At 71.2% G+C, this 18647-nt stretch carries 19 protein-coding genes; 8 read left to right on the top strand and 11 right to left on the bottom strand.

Annotation, left to right across the window (positions count from 1 at the left end; all coding sequences use genetic code 11):
- Nucleotides 1-115: 115 nt before the first annotated feature.
- The gene (locus HUX53_RS24590; protein ID WP_176405586.1) at nt 116-1309 is read left to right on the top strand and encodes an MFS transporter; all 1194 of its coding nucleotides are present in this window, start codon (nt 116-118) and stop codon (nt 1307-1309) included.
- 48 nt (nt 1310-1357) lie between these two features.
- On the opposite strand, the gene HUX53_RS24585 is transcribed toward HUX53_RS24590, so the two are convergent.
- On the bottom strand, nt 1358-2644 hold the full coding sequence (locus HUX53_RS24585) for a KamA family radical SAM protein (RefSeq protein ID WP_176405599.1): 1287 nt from the start codon (nt 2642-2644) through the stop codon (nt 1358-1360).
- Nucleotides 2645-3067: 423 nt separating this feature from the next.
- Between HUX53_RS24585 and HUX53_RS24580 the strand changes: the two genes are divergently transcribed.
- The 6 genes from HUX53_RS24580 (at nt 3068) to argS (ending at nt 8641) form a co-directional block, all read left to right on the top strand.
- Entirely contained in the window at nt 3068-3793 is a 726-nt protein-coding gene (locus HUX53_RS24580) for a DUF998 domain-containing protein (protein WP_309237416.1), read from the top strand.
- A complete protein-coding gene (locus tag HUX53_RS24575; protein ID WP_309237415.1) occupies nt 3790-4665 on the top strand; it encodes an alpha/beta fold hydrolase in 876 nt (291 codons plus the stop codon). Before HUX53_RS24580 ends, HUX53_RS24575 begins: the two co-directional genes overlap by 4 nt.
- A complete protein-coding gene (locus HUX53_RS24570; RefSeq protein WP_176405585.1) occupies nt 4662-5117 on the top strand; it encodes a hypothetical protein in 456 nt (151 codons plus the stop codon). The genes HUX53_RS24575 and HUX53_RS24570 overlap by 4 nt, the downstream gene beginning before the upstream one ends.
- A 5-nt stretch (nt 5118-5122) precedes the next feature.
- Complete coding sequence (locus HUX53_RS24565; protein ID WP_176405584.1) at nt 5123-5539, top strand: hypothetical protein; 417 nt, start codon at nt 5123-5125, stop codon at nt 5537-5539.
- Nucleotides 5540-5652: 113 nt separating this feature from the next.
- Entirely contained in the window at nt 5653-6837 is a 1185-nt protein-coding gene (gene plsX / locus HUX53_RS24560; RefSeq protein WP_176405583.1) for a phosphate acyltransferase PlsX, read from the top strand.
- Between the two features lie 58 nt (nt 6838-6895).
- Complete coding sequence (argS, locus tag HUX53_RS24555; protein ID WP_176405582.1) at nt 6896-8641, top strand: arginine--tRNA ligase; 1746 nt, start codon at nt 6896-6898, stop codon at nt 8639-8641.
- Nucleotides 8642-8644: 3 nt separating this feature from the next.
- Here argS and HUX53_RS24550 read toward each other — a convergent pair whose 3' ends face one another.
- From HUX53_RS24550 to HUX53_RS24515, 8 genes are all read right to left on the bottom strand, one after another.
- Entirely contained in the window at nt 8645-9556 is a 912-nt protein-coding gene (locus HUX53_RS24550) for an LLM class flavin-dependent oxidoreductase (RefSeq protein ID WP_309237414.1), read from the bottom strand.
- Nucleotides 9553-9801 carry a DUF2630 family protein gene (locus HUX53_RS24545; RefSeq protein WP_176405581.1) on the bottom strand — a complete coding sequence of 83 codons (249 nt, stop codon included), beginning with the start codon at nt 9799-9801 and terminating at the stop codon, nt 9553-9555. The genes HUX53_RS24550 and HUX53_RS24545 overlap by 4 nt, the downstream gene beginning before the upstream one ends.
- Before the next feature lie 6 nt (nt 9802-9807).
- Nucleotides 9808-10680, bottom strand: a complete 873-nt coding sequence (locus tag HUX53_RS24540; protein WP_176405580.1) for a hypothetical protein — start codon at nt 10678-10680, stop codon at nt 9808-9810.
- Between the two features lie 82 nt (nt 10681-10762).
- A complete protein-coding gene (locus HUX53_RS24535; RefSeq protein ID WP_176405579.1) occupies nt 10763-11617 on the bottom strand; it encodes an aldehyde dehydrogenase in 855 nt (284 codons plus the stop codon).
- Nucleotides 11610-13040: an aldehyde dehydrogenase family protein gene (locus HUX53_RS24530; protein WP_176405578.1), complete on the bottom strand. Its 1431-nt coding sequence runs from the start codon at nt 13038-13040 to the stop codon at nt 11610-11612. Before HUX53_RS24530 ends, HUX53_RS24535 begins: the two co-directional genes overlap by 8 nt.
- A 5-nt stretch (nt 13041-13045) precedes the next feature.
- Entirely contained in the window at nt 13046-13975 is a 930-nt protein-coding gene (deoC, locus tag HUX53_RS24525) for a deoxyribose-phosphate aldolase (protein WP_176405577.1), read from the bottom strand.
- Between the two features lie 44 nt (nt 13976-14019).
- Nucleotides 14020-15078, bottom strand: a complete 1059-nt coding sequence (locus tag HUX53_RS24520; RefSeq protein WP_176405576.1) for a hypothetical protein — start codon at nt 15076-15078, stop codon at nt 14020-14022.
- Nucleotides 15075-15578, bottom strand: a complete 504-nt coding sequence (locus HUX53_RS24515; protein ID WP_176405575.1) for a SigE family RNA polymerase sigma factor — start codon at nt 15576-15578, stop codon at nt 15075-15077. Before HUX53_RS24515 ends, HUX53_RS24520 begins: the two co-directional genes overlap by 4 nt.
- Nucleotides 15579-15706: 128 nt before the next feature.
- Between HUX53_RS24515 and HUX53_RS40160 the strand changes: the two genes are divergently transcribed.
- A complete protein-coding gene (locus HUX53_RS40160) occupies nt 15707-17707 on the top strand; it encodes a TerD family protein (RefSeq protein ID WP_217919845.1) in 2001 nt (666 codons plus the stop codon).
- Nucleotides 17708-18022: 315 nt separating this feature from the next.
- Here HUX53_RS40160 and HUX53_RS24505 read toward each other — a convergent pair whose 3' ends face one another.
- Together HUX53_RS24505 and HUX53_RS41505 are read right to left on the bottom strand one after the other, a co-directional pair.
- Entirely contained in the window at nt 18023-18406 is a 384-nt protein-coding gene (locus HUX53_RS24505) for a hypothetical protein (RefSeq protein ID WP_176405574.1), read from the bottom strand.
- Nucleotides 18403-18600, bottom strand: coding sequence for a BldC family transcriptional regulator (locus tag HUX53_RS41505; protein ID WP_309237418.1), 198 nt, complete (start codon nt 18598-18600; stop codon nt 18403-18405). The genes HUX53_RS24505 and HUX53_RS41505 overlap by 4 nt, the downstream gene beginning before the upstream one ends.
- Between the last annotated feature and the right edge of the window lie 47 nt (nt 18601-18647).

The following is an 18647-nucleotide window of genomic DNA, read 5'->3' as shown; positions in this document are numbered from 1 at the left end:
CCCGGAGCCGGGCCGCGGTCATGACCGCGACACGAAGCGCCCGACCTCAGCACCATGTTTCGCTCCTCACCGAAACATTATCCGAGGACGGGTCCGCCGCCGCAGAGTCGCCGTCATGACCGCTCCCTCTCTCGCCTCCGCGCGGTACCGCGACGTGTTCGGCGTCCCCGAGTTCCGGATGCTGTTCTCCCTGCAGACGCTCCAGGTGGCCGGCGACTCGGTCCGGACGATCGCGCTGTCCGTCCAGACGTTCGAGCGGACGGGCTCGCCGGTCGCGGCGGCGCTCGTCTTCGCCGCCGGGATGCTCCCGTACGTGGTGGGCGGTGCGCTGCTGCTGTCGCTCGCCGACCGCGTCCCGGCACGGCGGCTGCTCACCGGCTACCACCTGCTGCGTCTCGTGGTCACGGCCGTCCTGGCGGTGGGTGGGCTCCCGCTGCCGGCGGTCATGGCGCTGCTCGTCGTGGCGGGGCTGTTCGCGCCCGTCGGCAGCGCCGCCGTCCAGGCACGGCTGCCCGTCCTGCTCCCGGGGGACGGCTACGTGCTGGGGCGGTCGCTGTTCACGATGACCAGCTCGGGCGCGCAGATCGCCGGGCAGGCGGCGGGCGGGCTGCTGCTGGCGGCGCTCAGCCCGTCCGGGACGCTCTGGCTCGCGACGGTGAGCGCGGCGCTGGCCACAGCGCTCGCCCGTCTCCGCCTGCCGGACGTCCCGGCTGCGTCGCGGACGCCGTCCACCGGCATGGCGCGCGAGACGTGGCGGATCAACCGGCGGCTGCTCGGCGGCCGCACCACGCGCGGGCTCCTGCTCGCCGGCTGGCTGCCGATCTCCCTGTCGGTCGGCTCGGAGGGCATCGTGGTCCCGTACGCGGGAGAGCACGGGAACGCGGACGCGGCGGGCCTGCTGCTGGCCGCCGCCGCTGCCGGAATGTTCGCAGGGAACTTCGTGGTGGGCCGCTGGATCCGCCCGGACCTGCGGGAACGCCTCACCCTGCCGCTCGCCATGCTGACCGGCGCGCCGCTCCTGCTCTTCGCGTTCGGGCCGGGCCCGGCGGCGGCGTGCGCGCTGATGGCGGCGGGGACGTTCGGGCTCGGCTACGAGCTGGCCGTCCAGCGCCGCATCGTGGACGCGGTGCCCGAGGAGATCCGCGGGCAGGCGATCGGGCTCTACGGCAGCGGCCTCATAACCGGGCAGGCGGCCGGCATCGGCGCGGCGGGCGCACTGGGCGAGGTCCTGGCGCCGGGCCAGGTCATGGCGCTGTGCGGCGCCGCCACCCTCGTCGCCTGCCTGTGCCTGGCCCGCCACCTGCGCTGACGGGTGCGGCGTGTCCGCCCTGGGCGGGCGGACACGCCGCGGCCGGAGCTACTTCTGCCAGGGGAAGTGGTCGGCGAAGGCGGGCTTCAGGTCGTCCAGCCAGACCGCGTTGGGGTCGTACTTGGCGAAGAACGGCTTGCCGACCAGGTCGGCGTCGCGGCACTGGATGAAGTGCAGTGCGAACACCTTCTCGCCCATCAGGTCTAGGACGCCGTCCACGCAGACCTTGCCGGGCGTCGCCGACATGGACGGGCCCCGGACGGTGCGGGACAGGCCGGAGACGTTCTTGTACGCGTCCCGGAAGATGTCGTACGCCTGGGCGAGCGGGACGGCGAAGTAGTCCTGCGGTCCCGTGTCGCGCTCGACGAACATGTAGTACGGGACGAGGCCCATCCGCGTCTGGACGCGCCACATGGTCTCCCAGGTCGCGGCGTCGTCGTTGATCGTGCGGATCAGCGGCGCCTGGGTGCGGATGATCGCGCCGGTGTCGCGGATGCGGCGGCACGCCTCGGTGACCATGAGGGGTTCGAGTTCGCGCGGGTGCGTGAAGTGCGCCATGAACGCGAGGTTCTTGCCCGACTCGACGACCTGCTCGAACAGGCGGAGCATGTCGTCGGCGTCCGGGTCGGTGACGAACTTCTGCGGCCAGTAGGCCAGCGACTTGGTGCCGATCCGGATGGATTCGAGCTGTTCCAGGTCGAGCAGCGGCTCGACGTAGCGGCGCAGCACCGACTCGCCCATGATCATGGCGTCGCCGCCGGTGAACAGGACGCTGGTCACCTCGGGGTGCGACACGATGTAGTCGCGCAGCTGGGCGACGTCGTCGCCGGCCATCTTCAGGTCGGCCTCGCCGACGAACTGGGCCCAGCGGAAGCAGTACGTGCAGTACGCGTGGCAGGTCTGCCCCTGCTTGGGGAAGTACAGCACGGTCTCGTCGTACTTGTGCTGCATGCCGGGGATCTTGCCGTCGCCGAAGGACGGGATGTTCAGTTCCATCTGGCCGGCGGGGTGCGGGTTCAGCTTCATCCGCACGCGGTGGGCGGCGGCCTCGACCTCGGCCTTGGGCGCGTCGCGGCGCAGCAGGTCCGACAGGTGGGCGACGTCCTCGGCGGGGAGCATGTCCGCCTGCGGGAAGACGAGCCGGTAGATCGGGTCGTCGGGCGCGGCCGACCAGTCGATGAGCTCGTCGAGGACGTAGGCGTTCGTCCGGAACGGCAGGACCGTCGCCACCGCCCGGGTCGCGAGGCGCTGGTCGGGCGACAGCCCGGCGCGAGCGGTGAGCTCGTCCAGGTGCTTCGCCGTGAAGGCGCGGAACTTGCGACCGGTGGATCGCATCGCGGGAGCCGCGTCGTTCACCAGTGTCACGTGTTGGTTCTCCTTGCTGTCAGCGGGGAAGCGCACCCCGGCGCGTCGTCACGGACGGTGATCAGAGGTTCCGGGGACACCCCCATTCAACCGTTTGGGACGGGTTCATGCCGAATTGATACCCCCTACCAGGCGCGGGCAAATGCTGGTCAACGGACGAACCAGGCAAATCGCCTGGACATCATCGTTGACGTCCGGTCTCTTGTACAACGACTACGGGACGTCAACGTCTCCGTCAGCGGGCGGCGAAGTTCCGCCATGGACGCTGCCAGCGGTTTCACCCGAACCCCCGACCCCCGGCGGCGGCGGCCCGGATCTTCCGAAATACTGGGCCGGGCGGGCAGAACCGAGCGGCGTGGTCACGCGGGTGATCAGGCGGCGTGAGGGGGGCCGGTGGACTCTGACGTAAGGGACGGGCCGGGCGTCGTCCCCATGCGCGTGGTCGTCCTGGCGGCCGTCGCGGCGATCACCTACGCGACGTTCCTGCTGGAGAACGTCCTCAGCCCCAAGCTCGACTTCTTCAACGGCTATGTGAGCGAACTCTCGGCGTCCGACCAGCCGTACCACCTCGTCTACAGCGCGGGCGACTTCGTCACCGGCGTGCTGTCGATCCTGGTCGCGATCGGGACGCTCCGCAAGCTCACCCGCAAGCCCCTCGCCACGGCGGGCTGGGCGTTCCTCGGGCTGTTCGGCGTGTGCGCGATCGGCGACGCGTCCTTCCCGCTGGACTGCGCCCCCAGCCTAGAGACGTGGTGCGCGCTGCGGGAGCGGTCCGAGCACGTGTCGTTCTCCCACGAGTTCCACTCGTTCACCAGCAGCGCCGTGATCGTCTGCGGGGTCGCCGCGCTGCTGTTCCTGTCGCTGGCCGCCCGCCGGTACGGGTGGTGGCCGGCGCTCGCCCGGTGGGGCTGGCTGCTGGCGCTCGCCGAGTCGGTGTCCGCGCTGAGCACGCTGGTCGCGATGTATCTGGGACAGTGGCTGGGGGTCGTCCAGCGCGTGCAGATCAGCATCCTGTGCCTGGGCCTGCTGGTCATCGCCTGGGCGCTGTACGCCGACCGGCGAGACGCGGCGCGCACCGCACGGGGCGCCGCTGCGGCGCAGGAAGAGGTGAGCCTGTGAACGAGATTGTGAATGCTGCGCGTGAGCAGGTGCATGTGGTCGAGTCGGGGCCGGCGGACGGGCCGCCGCTGCTGCTGACGTCCGGGCTCGGCGGCGCCTGGTTCGACTGGGCGCCGACCGTGCGGCTGTTGCGGGACGAGCACCGGGTGACGGTGTTCGACCGTCCCGGCCTCGGGCTCAGCCCGGCCGGGGTCGAGCCGCCGTCGCTGCGCCGCGACACCGCGATCCTGGAGGCGATGGCGGCGCGGGCGGGCCGGCCGGTGATCGTCCTCGCGCACTCGATGGCCGCGTTCCACGCCGAGGCGATGGCCCGGCTGCGTCCCCATCTCGTCCGGGGCATGGTGCTCGTCGACCCCAGCTTCGAGCACGACCCGCACGTGCGGGTGCGGGTCGCCGCCGCGCTGACCCCGCTGGCCACGGCGACCGGCGCGGTCCTCGGCGCCACCCGGCTGGCGAGGGCGGCCGGGCCGCTCGGACGGCGGCTGGTCCTGAAGCACACGAGCCGCCGCGACGAGGCCGTCCCGGACGACGTCGTGCGGTCGGTGTACGGACGCGGGACGGTGCTCGGCACCGTGGTCGCGGAGGAGCTGGCGTACCGGGAGATGGCCGTCGACCTGGCGAGACTCCGCGAGCGGCGCCGGTTCCCGGACGTCCCGCTGGTCGTGGTGACCGCACTCGGCGACGTGGACGATCCCGCCAGGAAGCGCGAATGGGCCGAAGGGCACGAGCGCCTCGCCCGGATGAGCCCGCGCGGCCGCCGGGTCGAACTGCCCGACGCGCTGCACATGGTCGCGCTCGACCGTCCCGACGTGCTGGCCGACGCGGTCGCCGAGGTGGGCGCCGAGGCCGGCCGGACGAAGGAGCGCGCATGAGGCGGGTTCCGGCCGTCGCCCTGGCCGTCCTGCTGGCGGTGACGCTGTCGGGCTGCAAGGTGATGCAGCGGATCTCTGAGGGCGCGTACCGCAACGCCGTCACCGACGGGGTCGTGGACGAGCTGAAGATCCGCGGCATCGAGCTGCGGGAACGTCCGACCTGCAAGTCGCCGGCGGCCAACACCGACTCGGTGGTCCGGGTGAACTGCACGGCCCGCACGAAGACCGGCGAACCGGTCACGGTGGAGGGCTACACCTACGACGCCGACACCGACCATCCGCGCGAGTTCTACGTCGTCATGGTCGGCGCGCGGGAGGTGCTGCGCAAGAACTGCCTCGGCCTCGGCTGCGACTTCGGGGACCGCGGCCAGGTCCGCAGGGCAACGAATCCGCCTACGGGATGGAAAAACCCACCACCCAGTGCATACACCCCCGTACCGTCGGTGACGTAGCCGTTGTGAAGATAAGTCGCAAGAAGGCCCTGATTCTGGGGTCCGCCGCACTGCTCGTGCTCGTGGTGGCCGGTGGCGCCGCGTATCTGGCGCTGTCGGGCGGCAAGGAGCTGAAGTACAAGACCCAGGCCGCGCTGCGCAAGGCGCTGCCGGTGACCGCCGCCGCCGAACTGCACCAGCGGGGCGTCACCCTGGCGGCGCCGCTGAAGTGCGAGGATCTGACCGGCTGGACGAAGGAGCGGCTCCGCGTCTCCTGCTCCGGCAAGACCTCGGACAAGAAGCCGGTCGAGGTCCTCGGCAGCGGCGACAAGAAGACGGCCAAGACCTACTACACGATCCTCGTGGACGGCCGGCCGGTGGTGGAGAACGCGTCCTGCCTGGGCGCCGACTGCCACTCCCAGGAGGCCGGCGGCCGGGGGTGATGATCGCCACTCCGGCCGGGCGCCGTCAAGGCGGGTGAAGGGACGCCATACGATGCGATGAGCTGCGTTGTCGCAGCGCACCCGCATTCTCCCTGCATCCTCCTGGAGCGGCCATGACCGGCACCGGCGAGCCTTCGCGCGCCGCCGCGTCCCGCCGCGTGCCGCCGCGTCCGCTGCCGGTCGCGGTGGACACCATGGGCGGGGACCACGCCCCGGCAGAGATCATCGCGGGGGCGGTGGACGCGGTCCGCGAGCACGATGTCCGGCTCGTGCTGGTCGGGCAGGCGCCGCGGATCCGCCGCGAGCTGGACCGGTACGGCTATGTCGGGAAGATCCCGATCGTGCACGCGGACGAGGCGCTCGACATGGGCGAGGGCGCGCTCGCGAGCTGGCGCAAGCCCCGCTCGTCCATCGCGATCGCCTGCCACCTGATCCGGCAGGGCCGGGCGTCGGCGCTGGTGTCGGCGGGCAGCACCGCCGGGGTCGTCGCGACGTCGCGGCTGCGGCTGAAGGGCCAGCAGGGCGTGATGCGGCCGGCGATCGCGGTGACGCTCCCGACGCGTCCGAGCCCGACGATCCTGCTGGACGCGGGCGCCACCTCCGACGTCAAGCCGGAGACGCTCGTCCAGTTCGCGGCGCTCGGCACCGCGTACGCGCAGATCCTGCTCGGCCCGGACCGTCCGACCGTGGGGCTGCTCAACATCGGCGCCGAGCCGGGCAAAGGAAACAAGCTGACCAAGCGGGCCCACGAGCTGCTCGCCGGCGGCAGCCACGGCATCGAGTTCGCCGGCAACGTCGAGGGCCACGACCTGCTGAACGGACGCGTGGACGTCATCGTCACCGACGGCTTCACCGGCAACGTCGCGCTCAAGACGATGGAGGGGACGATCGGCGCCGCGTTCACCGAGATCCGCGACGCGATGACGGCGAGCCCGGCGGCGCGGATGGGCGCGCTCCTGCAGCGGCGCCGCCTCCAGGACCTCCGCGACCGGCTCGACCCCGACACCTACGGCGGCGGCGTCCTGCTCGGCCTGAACGGGACGGTCGTCATCGCGCACGGCGCGTCCCGCGCCCGCGCCATCACCTCCGCCTGCGAGCTGGCGCACCGGCTGGCGGCGGGGCGGATCGTCGAGCGGATCCGGGAGCAGGTCGCGGCGACCCGCACGTCCCGGTTCGGCCGCTGGACGCACGGCGACCGCGACAGCACCGAGGGGGCGGCGAAGCCCGCGGAGGCGCCGCCACCGCCCAGGGAGCCCGCCGGCGACACCGTCCCCGACCGCAAAGAGCCGCCCGCCTAGCCGCGGGCGCCGCGAAAACCGGGTCCGGGTGCGGGCGCGGCGCCGATAACCTTGGGACATGCCCGATCCGCAACTCGTACTCGCCGCCCAGGTCCAGGCCGCGCTCGGCGCAGCCTTCGGACCGTCGTACGCGGACGCCGACCCGGTCATCCGGCCGTCGCAGTTCGCCGACCTTCAGGCCAACGTGGCGCTGCCGCTGGCCAAGAAGCTGGGCCGCAGGCCGCGAGACGTGGCCGACGAGATCGTGGCGAACCTCGACACCGCCGGCGTCGTGTCGGACGTGCAGGTCAGCGGGCCGGGCTTCATCAACCTGACGCTCAGCGACACGTGGATCGCGGCCGAGGCGCAGCGGGCCCTGGAGGACGAGCGGCTCGCCGTCCCGACCGTCGACAAGCCGCAGAAGGTCGTCGTCGAGTACTCCTCGCCGAACGTGGCGAAGGAGATGCACGTCGGCCACCTGCGGACCACGATCGTCGGCGACGCGATCGCGCGGATCCTGGCGTTCCTCGGCCACGACGTCGTCCGGGACAACCACGTCGGCGACTGGGGCACCCCGTTCGGCATGCTGATCGAGCACCTGCTCGACCTCGGCGAGGACGCCGCCGCGCGGGGCGACTCGTCCGTCAGCGACCTGACCGCGTTCTACCAGGCGGCGCGGGAGAAGTTCGACGGCGACGAGGTGTTCGCCGATCGGTCCCGGAGCCGGGTCGTCGCGCTCCAGGCGGGCGACGCCGAGACGCTGCGGCTGTGGAACGTCCTCGTGGACGTGTCCAAGCAGTACTTCAACGCCGTCTACGGGCGGCTCGGCGTCACGCTCACCGACGACGACATCAAGGGCGAGAGCTTCTACAACGACCTGCTCGCCCCGACCGTCCAGGAGCTGGAGGACAAGGGCATCGCGGTGATCAGCGACGGGGCGCTGTGCGCGTTCCCGCCCGGCTTCAAGGGCCGCGAGGGCGAGCCGCTGCCGGTGATCATCCGCAAGAGCGACGGCGGCTACAACTACTCGACCACCGACCTCGCCACGATCCGGTACCGCGTCGACACCGAGCACATCGACCGCATGGTCTACGTGGTCGGCACGACGCAGGCCCTGCACTTCGACATGGTGTTCGCCGTCGCCCGGATGGCCGGCTGGCTCGGCGACGACGTCAAGGCCGAGCACGCCCAGATCGGCAACGTCCTCGGCACCGACGGGAAACTTCTCCGGACCCGGGCGGGCCGCACCGTCAAGCTCGCCGAACTCCTGGACGAGGCCATCGACCGCGCCGGTACCGTGTTCGACGAGATCCAGCACGACGAGCCGTTCGACGACGCCACGCGGGCATCGATCGTCCGGGACGTGGGCATGGGCGCGGTCAAGTACGCCGACCTCTCGGTGGCCCGCGACAGCGAGTACACCTTCGACCTCGACCGGATGATCTCGTTCAACGGCAAGACGGGCCCGTACCTGCAGTACGCGGCGGCCCGGATCCGGTCGATCTTCCGCAAGGGCGGCGTCGCCGTCGCGGACGCGACCGGCCCGATCACGCTGGGCCACCCCGCCGAGCGGGCGCTCGCGCTCGAACTGCTCAGCTTCGGCGCCGTCCTGAAGCAGGCCGGCGACACCACCGAACCGCACCGCCTGGCGTCCTACGTCTACGCGGTAGCGGACGCCTACACCACGTTCTACGAGAACTGCCCGGTCCTGAAGGCCCCCGACGAGGAGACAAAGGCGTCCCGCCTGGCCCTCTGCGCCGCAACCCTGCGCACCCTGGAAACCGGCCTGCACCTCCTCGGCGTCCCCACCCCGGAACGCATGTGAGGCTCAGTTCTGGGCTGCGGCGGCGACGCCCGCTCTTTCCCGGGTGATCTGTTCGCGGACGGCGGGGACGACCTCCAGGGCGAAGATCGGGAGGTTTTCCGGGTCGCCGGCGTAGAGGAACGAGTCGATGCCGTGGCCGATGGCCAGTTCGGTCAGTTCGTAGATCCACTGGCGGGGCGGGCCGTGCAGGAAGCCGCGCGAGTCCGTCCCGTCCAGGGCGCCTTCGAGGACGTAGACGCGGCGGATCTCGGCCGGGTCGCGGCCGGACCGTGCTGCGGCGTCGTCCAGGCGGCGCTGGCCCTCGGCGAGCCGCTTCGGCGGGACGAGGGACGATGGTGCGATCCAGCCGTCGGCGACGCGGCCGGCGAGGTCGAGGCCGCGCGGCCCGGTGACGCCGAGCCAGATGCCGATCTGGTGCGCGGGCATCGGTCCGGCCTGCGCGGTCGCGAACCGGTAGTGCTCGCCCTGGAACCGGAGCCCGCTCTGGTCGCTCCAGTGCAGCCGGATGACCTGCACGGCCTCCTCAAGGGCGCGCCGCGCCGCCGCTCCGCCGAGGCGTGCGCCGCCGTAGGCGTCGATGGCGTCCGGGACGGCGCCCGCGCCGAGGCCGAGTTCGACGCGGCCGCCGCTGAGCCGGTCCATGGTCGCGATCGCCTTGGCGAGCGCGGCGGGCGGGCGCAGCGGCAGGCACGCCACGGCCGGCAGCGCCCGGATCCGGGTCGTGCCGGCCAGCACCGCCGCCAGCAGCGTCAGCGCGTCGGCGGTGTCGCGCCGGTACGGCTGGTCGCGGACGCCGAGGAGGTCGAGCCCGAACCGGTCCGCGTCCTGCGCGGTGCGCATCAGCGGGGCGGCCGAGTCCGGGGCGAGGCAGACGCCGAACCGGAGCGGCCCGCGCGTCCGGGGCGCCGGCGTCACTGCAGGTAGCCTTCGACCTCGTCCGGCGGCCGGACGCCCGCCGCCGCGTCCGGGTCCTCGCCGGCCTCCCGCCGGGCCCGGCGGCGGCGCAGCAGGTCCCAGCACTGGTCGAGGGCGACCTCCAGCTCCGCCAGCCGCCGGCGCTCCTCCTCGCGGCCGAGCTCGTCGCGCTGCAGCTTCTCGCGGAGCCGCTGCTCCTCGCCGACGTACTCGTCGATGCGCCCCAGGATGTCCTTCTCGTCCATCGGCTCTCAGCGCTCGCGGCCGGCGTTGGTGAGCCCGCCGAGGAATCCGCCCTCGGTCCGCGTCGAGTGCTGGAACGGGCTCGTCTTCGGCTCGACCATCGGGGACGCGGGCGGCGCGGTCGCGGCGGCCGTCCCCGCCTCCGCCGAGGCGCGGCGCGCGGGCGACCGCCGGGTCGTGGCGGACGTCCGCGACGATCCGGTCTTGCCGCTCGCGGACGTCCGCGAGCGGGTCGTCGTCGACTTCTTGGCCGTGCTGGACGGCTTCGACTTCGCCGTGCTCGACGACTTGGTCGTCCTGGCCGTGGTCGTCGGCTTCGAACGGCTCGACGCCGCCGAGGTCGACTTGCGGGACGACGTGCCGGACTTCGAGGTGCTCTTCGAAGTGCTGGCCTTCGACGTGCTCGACTTGGACGGCGTGCTCTTCTTCGCCGTGCCGCTGCTCTTGGCGTTCGACTTCGCCGTGGTGGTGATGACCTTCGCCGCCGCGTCCATCGCCTTCGCGGCGTCGGACATGGCCTTGGTCGCGCTGGTCATCGCCTTGGTCATCGCCGTCATGGCCTTGGCCGACGAGTTCGCCTTGGTCGCCACCGACTTCATCTGCGTCGCGGCGGTCTTGGCCTGGCTCGCGGCCTTGGTGACGCGGGTCGCGGCGGCCGTCGACGTCTTGCTGGACGCCGCCGGCTTCTTCGCCGCGCCGTTCTTCGTCCCCGTCGACTTACTCGTGGTCGACTTCGAGGACGAGCTCGCCGCCGACGTGCGCTTGGCCGCCGGCTTCTTGGTCGTGGACTTGCCCGTGGTGGACTTGGTCGCTGATGTGCTCTTCGTACGGCCGGCCGTCCCTCGGCTCGTCGTCGTACGCGATGCTGTCTTGGTAGGCACTGATCTCCCCCCAGTGATGATCAGTTACGGGGAGATCTATTCCACACTTTGTGACGCTCTACACACGGTGCGTCAAATCGACTTAGACGCCCACGGGGTGCCAGACGGTCTTGGTCTCCAGGAATGCCGTCATTCGGGCGGTTCCGGGCTCGTCCCGCCAGTCGGTCTCCTCGAGGCGGAGGACGCGCTTCAGGTTCCCGGCGGCCTTCTCCTCCAGCTCCTGGACCAGGCCGTCCGGGACGCCGGCGAGGTCGATGGCGTTGACGTCCATGTGCGTGGCCAGCCACGGCGCGATCTCCGCGCGGCGCCCGGTGAGGATGTTGATCACTCCGCCGGGCAGGTCGGACGTGGCCAGCACCTCGGCGAGCGTGATGGACGGCAGCGGCGCCGGTTCGGACGCGACCACCACGACGGTGTTGCCCGACACGATCGCGGGCGCCACGACCGACACCAGCCCGAGCAGCGGCGAGTCGGGCGCGACGACCGCGACGACACCGGCCGGTTCGGGTGTGGAGAAGTTGAAGAACGGCCCGGACACGGGGTTCGCGGCGCCGGCGACGGCGCTCAGCTTGTCGGCCCAGCCCGCGTACCAGACCCAGCGGTCGATGGCCGCGTCCACCTCGGCACCGGCCCCGCTCTTGGACGCGCCCGCCTGGCGCAGCTCGTCCACGAACTGGTCGCGGCGCCCCTCCAGCATCTCGGCGACCCGGTACAGGATCTGCCCGCGGTTGTAGGCGGTGCGCCCCGACCAGCCGGGGAACGCCTTCCGCGCGGCGACGACCGCGTCCCGCGCGTCCTTGCGGGACGCGTGCGAGGCGTTGGCGACGAAACGGCCCTTGGCGTCAGTGACCACGTACGACCTGCCGGATTCCGATCGGGGGAACGCGCCGCCGATGAACAGCTTGTAGGTCTTGCGGACCGCGAGACGGTCAGGCATTGAGGTAGGCCTCCAGTCCGTGGCGTCCGCCCTCGCGGCCGAACCCCGATTCCTTGTAGCCGCCGAACGGGGAGGCCGGGTCGAACTTGTTGAACGTGTTGGCCCACACGACCCCGGCGCGCAGCCGCTGCGCCGTCCAGAGGATCTGCGAGCCCTTCTCGGTCCAGATGCCCGCCGACAGCCCGTACGGGGTGTTGTTAACCTTGGTGACCGCTTCGTCCGGGGTGCGGAACGTCAGCACCGACAGGACGGGCCCGAAGATCTCCTCGCGCGCGATCCGGTGCGACTGGGCGACCCCGGTGAAGATCGTCGGCGCGAACCAGAAGCCCTGGGACGGCAGGTCGCAGGGCGGCGACCAGCGCTCGGCGCCCTCCTGCTCGCCGGCCTCCGACAGCTCCTTGATCTTGGCGAGCTGCGCGGCGGAGTTGATCGCGCCGACGTCGGTGTTCTTGTCGAGCGGGTCACCGACCCGCAACGTGGCCATCCGCGCCTTCAGCCGCTCCAGCACCTCGTCCGCGACCGACTCCTGGACGAGGAGCCGGGAGCCCGCGCAGCACACGTGCCCCTGGTTGAAGAAGATCCCGTTGACGATGCCCTCGACGGCCTGGTCGAGCGCCGCGTCCTCGTAGACGATGTTGGCGGCCTTCCCGCCGAGTTCGAGGGTGAGCTTCTTGTCGGTTCCGGCGAGGGTGCGGGCGATCTGCCGTCCGACCTCGGTGGATCCGGTGAAGGCGACCTTGTCGATCCCCTCATGCGCGACGAGCGCGCGGCCCGTCTCCCCGGCACCGGTGATGATGTTGACGACGCCGGGCGGCAGCTCGGCCTGCCGGCAGATTTCGGCGAACAGCAGCGCGGTCAGCGGCGTCGTCTCGGCGGGCTTGAGGACGACGGTGTTGCCGCAGGCCAGCGCCGGGGCGATCTTCCAGGCCAGCATGAGCAGCGGGAAGTTCCACGGGATCACCTGACCGGCGACGCCCACCGGCTTCGGGTCGGGCCCGAACCCGGCATAGGGGAGCTTGTCGGCCCATCCGGCGTAGTAGAAGAACCAGGCGGCGACCAGCGGGACATCGACGTCCCGCGACTCGCGGATCGGCTTGCCGTTGTCGATCGACTCCAGCACCGCCAGTTCCCGCGACCGCTCCTGGATGATCCGGGCGATCCGGTACAGGTACTTGGCGCGCTCGCGGCCGGGCATCGGCCCCCACACCTTGTCGAACGCGGTGCGCGCGGCCTTGACGGCCCGGTCGACGTCGCCCTCGTCGGCGCACGCGATGTCGGCGAGGACACTCTCGTCCGCCGGGTTGATGGACTTGAACGGCTCGCCGTGCCCGTCGGTGAACTCGCCGTTGACGAACAGCCCGTAGGAGGCGCGGATGTCGACGACCGCCCGCGACTCGGGCGCCGGCGCGTACTCGAAAACCATGATCCTCAGTCCAGCGTGAAGTAGTCGGGACCGGAGTAGACGCCGGTGGTGAGCTTGCGTCGCTGCATCAGCAGATCGTTCAGCACACTGGACGCGCCGAGCCGGAACCACTGGGGCGTCAGCCAGTCCGGGCCGGCGGTCTCGTTCACCAGCACCAGGTACTTGATCGCGTCCTTGGTCGTCCGGATGCCGCCGGCCGGCTTCACGCCGACCTGCCGTCCGGTGGCCATTCGGTAGTCGCGGACGGCCTCCAGCATCACCAGCGTGACCGGCAGCGTCGCCGCCGGCGACACCTTCCCGGTGGACGTCTTGATGAAGTCGGCCCCGGCCCGCATCGCCAGCCAGGAAGCCCGCCGGACGTTGTCGTAGGTGGCCAGCTCGCCGGTCTCCAGGATCACCTTGAGGTGCGCGTCCCCGCAGGCGTCCTTGACCGCGACGATCTCGTCGAACACCTTGCCGTAGTCGCCGGCCAGGAACGCGCCCCGGTCGATCACCATGTCGATCTCAGCCGCGCCGGCCGCCACCGCCGCCTTCGTGTCGGCGAGCTTGGCCTCCATGGGTGCCCGCCCGGACGGGAACGCCGTGGCCACGCTCGCGACCCCGATGCCCGTCCCCTTCAGGGCCTGGACGGCGACGTCCACCATGTCCGAGTAGACGCACACCGCCGCAACCTGGGGGACGGACGCGTCCGCCGGATCGGGCTGGGCGGCCTTGGCGCACAGCGCCCGCACCTTCCCGGGCGTGTCCGCGCCCTCCAGCGTGGTCAGGTCCACCATCGAGATCGCGAGGTCGATCGCCTCGGCCTTCGCCGTCGTCTTGATCGACCGGGTGGCCAGCCGCGCGGCCCGCTCCTCGGCGCCCACCCGGTCCACGCCGGGGAGGCCGTGCAGGAAGGCGCGCAGCTCGGCAGCGCCGTTCAGAGTCTCCGTTGACACTCCCACAGCATCGCCGAACTACGTCCCCGGCACAAAACAGACACCTAACGAAGCGGTGTCGTCGTCCAGTCCTTGGGGTCTTTGCCGATCACCGTGATGCGCCTGAACAGGCCGGTCACCCCGCCGCTGGCCTGAAGCCTCTGCAACGGCTCGCCTCTTGCGTCAATGCTGATGTCGAACCCGCGCACCCCGAACACGTGCAGGGACTGCGCCTTCGAGGACGGCACCCGGCCGGCCGTGGGACCCGGATGCGGCAACCGCGTGTCGAACGCCGGATGCCCGTCGATGGTCGTGTTGGGCTTGAAGCGGTTCTTGACCGTTTCGCTGGCCGGGCTCAGCGCGACTCTCAACTCGCCGTCGCCGTCCGATGCGCCGAGGGCGAACAAGACGTCCGGGCCCCCACCCAGCCACACACGCCCGAGTTCAAGCCCCGCCGGCAAACCGGTCACCCGCACCGGGAACGCCATCGGCTTTTCCCCGCCGAACTCGACCCCGGCCGCAATGCGGCGGACCGTCTCGACGTCCGCGACACCGCGGTCACTGATCGACAGCAGCGCCCAGGTCTTCGGCCGGTACTCCCACCGGAACTCCGCCGGGACCTGCTGCGACCCGGGACCACCCGGCTTGATCGACCAGTAGGCGGGACGCCCGTTCACCGGCGCCGCCTTCGTCAGGTGCCCCTTCCGCGCACCCGGCAGCATCGGGACGCCCGGCCGGATCCCAGCGGGATACAGGGTCAGCGTGATGGACAGGTTCCCTGGCCCGCGCCCGGCGTTCACCTTGTAGGTGGAGAGCCGACCATCCTCCTGCGTGACCCGCGTCCGCGCGAACCCGGCGGGCAGCCAGCCGAACGCGGCCTTCTCGATCAGCGGCGTCCCATACCTGGACGGCGGCTCCACCACCTTGCTCGGACGTTCCTCGGACGGCGAAGGCAGCACCACAACCCCGGCCACGGCGACGCTGACCCCGGCCACGACGGCGACCGCCGCCTTCCTCGTCCGCTTGATTCGCCGTCCCTTGGCCACCGCCGCCGCGACGTCCACGGCCGGTGCCGGAGCAGGGACGTTCGCGATGCGCTCCAGCCGCTCCTTGAGATCGTTCATGCCAGCCTCTCCCCCTCCACCATCGGCCCCAGCGCGCGCCGCAGCGCGTCGAGGCCCCGCGCGGTCTGGCTTTTGACCGTCCCGGTGGAGCAGTTCAGGACGTCGGCCGTCTGCTCGATGGACAGGTCGCAGTAGAACCGCAGGACCACGGCGGCCCGCTGCCTCGGCGGCAGTGCGGCGAGCGCCACCCGCAGATCGACACCGCCCGCGTGGTCGGGCGGCTCGACGGCCGCGTCCGGCATCCGCTCAACGACCCGGACCCGCTGCCGCCACCCGCCCCGCTGCTCGGCCAGGAACACCCTGACCAGCACCGTCCGCGCGTACCCGTCGACGTTGTCGGCCGCCGACGCCCGCCGCCAGTGCACGTAGAGGCGCGTGATCGCGGACTGGACGAGGTCGTCCGCCCGATGCCAGTCCTGGCACAGCAGATACGCGACCCGCCGTAACCAGGCGATCCGGGCCGTCACGTAGGCGGTGAACTCTTCGTCACGGCCCGCCATCCGCACACTCCTCACCTGCTCCACACCCACCTGATGCGCCCGCCGCCCCAAAAGGTTGCACGCGTTCGCCGCCGGGTACACCGTTCGGCGCTCTCATGCGTCTCACCAGGGACGATGTAGGAGGCGCAATGGGATTCGGGTTCCGCGTGGGCGTGCCGGGGATGAGCGTGCGCGTGTCGAGCCGAGGCGTACGGACGTCCGTCGGCCCCCGCGCCGCCCGCATCCATATGGGCGGCGGTCGTAGGACGACGGTCTCCAGCGGCATGGGCCCGTTCTTCGCCTCGACCTCCGTCGGCGGCTCCCGGCGCAGGTCAACGGCAAAACGTCCCACGCGTCCCCGCAACATCGGCCCCACCCCGGCCCAACTCGAACGGGCCCGGCGCCAGGCCGAGCGCGCCGAGCAGGAGGCCCAGCGGGACGCGGCGATAGCGCACCTCGAAGAACTCCGCCGCCAAACGACAAGCGTCCACCTGCAGACCTTCCCGCAGGCGCAACCACCCTTCGTGCCGCAACCACCGCAACTCGCGCTCCCTTGGGCCCTCGCGGAGGCGCAGGCATTCCACCTGGCCGGCATCGGCCGCTTCGCCCGCGCCGACCGAGCCACTGCCCGCCACGCCGCCGAACAGGACGCACCCGCCTACCTGGCCGCCGAGCAGGCACGCCTGAGCGACGTCCACCGGCAGTTGCACGCGGCCGCCGAAGACTGGTGGCGGGCCCTCACCAACAACGACGAGGACACCGTCTGCGAAGCGGTCAACACAGCCTTCTCCGACAATCCAGCCGCCGGCAGCGCGGTCGGACTCGACGGCACGGTCCTGTCAATCGTGATGCGCCAACCCGACCTGGACGATCTCCCCACCCAGACGCCGGGCCTGACACCGTCCGGCCGTCCAACCCTCAAAACGATGACCAAACGCGACCGGCTCCTCTGGTGGCTCACGTCCATGGGCTCCAACGTCGTCGCCACCCTCAACGAGGCATTCGCCACCGCGCCCGGCATCACCGCGATCGACCTAGCCGTCCTGACCCGAATGCCCGACACACAGCGCCTCGGAATCGTCGCCTACGGCCAGTGGACGCGCCAGGCCGTCCAACGCACACCCTGGAGCCGCCCCGAGGACGCACTCCGCTTCCTAGACATCGCCGAGGACGTCGACTGCTCGGTGCGCACGACCGCATCCGGCAACCTCTCCACGTCGGTCAAGCCCCTCGACACCACCAAGATCCCCGGCTTGGAGGCCCTCCTGGCCCAGATAGAGGACGTCCCAGAAGCACCACCGGAACCCACCACCCCGCCACCGTCCGACCCGTACGCCCTGAAGTCGTTCGCCGAGTGGAAGCAGACAACCGCTCCCGCGCCACCCTCCCAGCCCCAACCCGCCGCGCCCGCAAACTCCTTCCGGCCCGCGCCTCAACCGCAGCCCGCTGCACCTGCGCATTCCTTCAACGCGCCGCCCCCGCAACCCACACCACCGCAGCACGCGGCACCGGTGCATCCGTCCAACACACCGCCCGCACAATCCGCGGCCCCGCACTCCGGCGCACCACAGCCAGCCATGATGCAGGGGACGGTGCCACAGGTCGCCGCTCATGATGACCTGTCACCAGGGCAAACGCTCGTCCTCCCCGACGAAGCGCTGCAAGGGCTCCTGATCGCGTTCGCATTCACGGGGGCGGACGCCGACCTGACGCTCCTCCTGCTCGACGACTCGGGCAAGGTACGCGGCGACGAGGATTTCGTCTTCTACCACCAGCCGACAGCGGCCGGAGGGGCGGCGCGGCTGCTCGGGAAGCAGCCCGAGGGCCAGGTGATGACCGAGCGGGCCGGCCTGCACCTGTCCGCATTGCCGGAGGACGTTCACCGGGTCGCGGTCTCCATCAACATGGACGTCGACACCGGCCTGACCTGCGCCGCCCTCACCTACGCGGCGCTGCACATGCGCTGCATCACCGGCACAACCTGGACGTTCCGCCCACCACCAGACCCGTCCATTTCCGCGATGCTGATGGCCGAGTTCTACCGCCACACCGTGAACGGCCACCCCGCCTGGAAGCTCCGAGCCCTAGGCCAAGGCTGGTCAGACGGCCTAGGCGGCCTAGCCCGCGCCCACGGCGTCGACGTGACCTGACCCACCGACACTGGGACGTCCCTGAAGGAAAGCGTCACCCGCCTTGGCGACGTTTGCCGGTGAACCTGAAGAAGACCGTGCCCGCCGAAAAGATCAACACGACCACTCCGACGGTGATGAGAATCTGGACGAGCGCCGGGCCCACTGATGGCATTGAGCTTCCTCTCTCGGCTGGCTCCTCAGCCCTGAGCCAGTAGGAGCCTACGTACGCGCGCTTGCGGCGTCCACGTTGGCGGAACTGCATGAAGCCGCGCTCACTGGCGCCCGTGCCGTCCGAGCGCTTACAGGATTCGCATCACAGTCGTCGTCGCCAGGTCAGCTCCACTCCCGGTGCGGGAACAAGCGGTGTTTGAGGACGAGGTCCAGAGCTGCGGCCGCCGCCTTGACGTCGCCGCAGGGACACACGAACCCGTCCCGCCCATCACCGGCCTCGAAGTATCCCCACCTCCCACCCGGCAAGGCCCGCACCGTGACGACAGCGCCGATGTCCATGACGTGCCCGCTGGCGTACACCCACAACAACGGCACCGGAAACCGGAACTCGCGCCGGTCGTACAGCCCGACGCACCGCCACCCGAGCGGCAGCAGCGCGACCCGCAGAACCTCCAGCCGCCGCACCGCCGCCTCATGGCCGACCAGCGTCCGCGCCTCCAGAACCAGCCGCCACCGGCCGACCGCCCGCACCAGCCCGTTCGTCACAGCGCACCACTCCCGTACATGAGGTGCTCGACCTGCTGACGACTGAACCGGCGGACGCCACCGAGCGTGCGAATGGACGCCAGCTTCCCGCCATCGGCCCAGCGCGTGACGGTCTTGGGATCAACCCGGAACATCGTCGCCACATCGCCAGGCGTCAAAAGCTGCCCGGCACCGAAGTCCCACCCATCGACGATCAGCGGCTCGCGGCTGCTCACCGGGGGTTTCTCCCTCGGCGACGCCG

This window comes from Actinomadura sp. BRA 177, from assembly GCF_013372625.1.
Classification (GTDB): domain Bacteria; phylum Actinomycetota; class Actinomycetes; order Streptosporangiales; family Streptosporangiaceae; genus Spirillospora.
The sequence above is the reverse complement of the archived record's forward strand: the minus strand, read 5'-3'. Positions and strand labels throughout refer to the sequence as shown.